This window comes from Nostoc flagelliforme FACHB-838, assembly GCF_014698065.1.
GTDB classification, from domain to species: domain Bacteria; phylum Cyanobacteriota; class Cyanobacteriia; order Cyanobacteriales; family Nostocaceae; genus Nostoc; species Nostoc flagelliforme_B.
Genome location: NZ_JACJSI010000590.1, coordinates 1 through 2790, shown reverse-complemented (window position 1 = coordinate 2790; position 2790 = coordinate 1). Strand labels below are relative to the sequence as shown.

The 2790-nt window shown below is 35.8% G+C and carries 5 protein-coding genes; all 5 read left to right on the top strand.

What is annotated here, in order from left to right; all coding sequences use genetic code 11:
* Positions 1–190 precede the first annotated feature (190 nt).
* The 5 genes from H6G97_RS49305 (at position 191) to H6G97_RS49285 (ending at position 2560) form a co-directional block, all read left to right on the top strand.
* Positions 191–487, top strand: a complete 297-nt coding sequence (locus H6G97_RS49305) for a hypothetical protein (protein ID WP_190947545.1) — start codon at positions 191–193, stop codon at positions 485–487.
* Positions 488–493: 6 nt separating this feature from the next.
* Positions 494–859: a hypothetical protein gene (locus H6G97_RS49300; RefSeq protein WP_190947544.1), complete on the top strand. Its 366-nt coding sequence runs from the start codon at positions 494–496 to the stop codon at positions 857–859.
* Between the two features lie 389 nt (positions 860–1248).
* Complete coding sequence (locus tag H6G97_RS49295) at positions 1249–1716, top strand: hypothetical protein (protein ID WP_190947543.1); 468 nt, start codon at positions 1249–1251, stop codon at positions 1714–1716.
* Between the two features lie 135 nt (positions 1717–1851).
* A complete protein-coding gene (locus H6G97_RS54440; protein WP_242056175.1) occupies positions 1852–2016 on the top strand; it encodes a hypothetical protein in 165 nt (54 codons plus the stop codon).
* 40 nt (positions 2017–2056) lie between these two features.
* Positions 2057–2560, top strand: coding sequence for a hypothetical protein (locus H6G97_RS49285; protein WP_199350179.1), 504 nt, complete (start codon positions 2057–2059; stop codon positions 2558–2560).
* Positions 2561–2790 lie beyond the last annotated feature (230 nt).

Here is a 2790-nt window from a genome sequence, read left to right as displayed (position 1 = left end):
CGCTCTAGTCAACCAACTCCATCCTTACTCCCCAAAGTTCCTACTACTGATTAAGTAATAAATGCTTCCTATACATTATGTGTCTTCCGAGATGATTTAGTCTTAATTTTCATCGATGAGCTTGTGTGTTTAGTCGCTGTAGCTTCTTCAATCATTATATTTTGCTCGATTTCAGCAATAAATTACCCCCATGAACGATTACGTTGATACATTATCTGCAACTCATTTGTGTTCAGTAGAAAGAGTGCAGGAGATTATGCAAAAAGCTGAACCACAAAAGAAACAAAGAGAAGCTGAACGACTGGCTTACTTAGCATCACCAGAAGGTAGGAGAAAACAAGCAGTAAATGATACTGTCAAAGCTGCGATCGCTGCACTTAATCAATACGGCTGGTATGCTGATGTCGATGGTCACATGGATGTGATGGAGTCAGAAATTGAGCAAATTATCAAAAAATATGTCAGCGAACACGAACCTATTGATTAAATTACTATGGCTCATACCTTTAAACATACATTTCACGGTAAACAATATCGCGTTTTCGTTGAGGTAACGGACTGGCGTATCTTTCCACGCGAAACTCAATGGAAAAAAGGCGAAGAACCTGAGTGGTCGATTGACCAGAAACAAAAATTATCTAGCGATAAAGTAACTATCTCAGCTTACGCTTTACCTCAAACCATGCCTTCCAGTACAGCTTTCAAAAGAGTTGGTAATAAAAATATATGTATTTTTTGGAAACAAACTAATGGTGAGCAATGCCAAGAAGTTTTTACTGAAGCTTGGAAAAAGGTAAAGGAGTGGACTAGTGTATCTGATGAGGATTTACATCAAAAATTTAAGCCGTACTTGAGTTAAATATGGCTAAAATATGTTGTGCTAAGATTTTAACTTTTATTAAAAAATATATCAAACAGACATGAATAACTACTCATGCTTAAAAATCAGATTCTAGAATTGGCTAAAAAATGGGGGTATGTTCTGATTTACTCCGATTATTCTAGGAAAGCTCGGAGTAATCTATGGATGCTAAAAGTTCCAACGACTACTTTCAAAACTCGTTCTGAATTCGTCAGAACTTTAAAAGTCTTAGAAGACAATGATTTAGAACAACTGTTAGATAAAAGTAAAAAATGTTTTGCATACAGTGAATCTCACATAAAAGTAATACTTCGTAATAACAAATACTCTGGCATGAAAATGACAAAGAACTGTTTACCATTGAATAATACTAAAAAGTTTGGCTGATGTACTACGGATATCGTTGCTATACCAAAGAAGATAAGCCTTTGGGTTGGCTATACACATTTGATTCTAATCTTGAATATGCTTTTATCAATAAAAGTTTCCATTTATGCAAACGATGGAAAACAGAAAAAGGAGCTAAAAAACACTTCGATTATTACAACAATAATTGGCAGTTTAAGAGTAAAGGAGGCTATCTAAAAATTGAGGTAATGCCAGAAGTTACTGATAATGGAAAAGAAAAATCTTCTCAACAGCTTTGGAATGAAGCCAATCGTGATGTACTTTACCAAGCTCAAGAAAATTACAACCAGAAGCGCCCTATAATGTCATTTCGTCCAAAAACCGAACTGTTGGAATGGCTGGAGGAGGAACGCACAGCAAATGACAATGGTGAACTAGAAAGTGATGCTTCACTCTTAAATCGGAAGTTAGAAAAACTAAAAAATTTAGAACAACAGGGATTTTAAGACAGTGAAAGCAAAAGAGTTAAAAAATTAATTATTAGTATTATTCAAGAAAAGCCTAGATTTTTTGACCATGTTTGTACTAAAGATATCAAAGCTCTACTATTAGAACATTATAATATTTCTGTAACTGAAAAAATGATTATTAAAGTGATGATCCAAGTAGTAGAAGAGGGGGTAAGTAAATTTGGTGGCGATGGTTACGAGTGTGGGGATGGTAGTACACTAACATGGGCTGATGAACACGCAGTAGCTGGGTCACAACTGACAGGAGTTCATAAGTATTGGTGGTTTAATATTTAGTTAACTTTAATTAAATGAATCTTAAATAAAAAAATTAATAATGACTAATCTAGACCGTCTTTTGACGATATTAAAAGAACAAGCAGACTTGATTGATCAACTAAACACACGTTCTAACTTTCAATACAAAAGTACACAAAGGCTAGTTTTGGATTATGGTAAACCTTTTTTAACTCAGGTTAAATCACCATTTAAAGGTAAACGTAAAGCTTGCTTTGAAAACTGCTTAAAAGGATTGTTGAGGTATCCAAACCTAAACTACTGTGAAGGATTTGCTATTAGTGAGGATATTGATATAGCTGTATCCCATGCTTGGCTAGTAAATAATGATGGAGAATTAATTGATCCAACTTGGATAGGTGAGCGGTTTAAAGGTAGTGCTTATTTTGGAGTAGTCTTTACCGATGATTTTGTAAGAGAAATAGCCCAAAAAACTAAATGCTATGGAATCCTAGATAACGACTATATGAATGAACACCAACTTAAACGAGAAGGATTTCCGCCTCATGCACTACTTCATAAGCAGGCGATAGATGCTCAATGATTAGTGCGATCGCTCTCCACCGCGAGAAAAACAAAGGAGCGTAGGCACAGCCAGATGTAGGCATCGCTCCCCCAATTCTTAGAGGAAACCCCAAGCGTAGGCGCAGCCAATAGACATGGGAGCATCCAGTTTTGGAAGATTTACCATTTATGGGAAAATGTAAAGGAAGATAACCCTGTGCGATCGCTGACAATGAACCAAGAGAAACAAGAACGGATCAAAGCCTGCTT

What these genes read in the sequence shown, in the direction of transcription:
- H6G97_RS49300 (WP_190947544.1), top strand. Translation starts at nt 494, where the DNA reads ATGGCTCATACCTTTAAACATACATTTCACGGTAAACAATATCGCGTT.
- H6G97_RS54440 (WP_242056175.1), top strand. Translation starts at nt 1,852, where the DNA reads ATGATTATTAAAGTGATGATCCAAGTAGTAGAAGAGGGGGTAAGTAAA.
- H6G97_RS49285 (WP_199350179.1), top strand. Translation starts at nt 2,057, where the DNA reads ATGACTAATCTAGACCGTCTTTTGACGATATTAAAAGAACAAGCAGAC.
- H6G97_RS49305 (WP_190947545.1), top strand. Translation starts at nt 191, where the DNA reads ATGAACGATTACGTTGATACATTATCTGCAACTCATTTGTGTTCAGTA.
- H6G97_RS49295 (WP_190947543.1), top strand. Translation starts at nt 1,249, where the DNA reads ATGTACTACGGATATCGTTGCTATACCAAAGAAGATAAGCCTTTGGGT.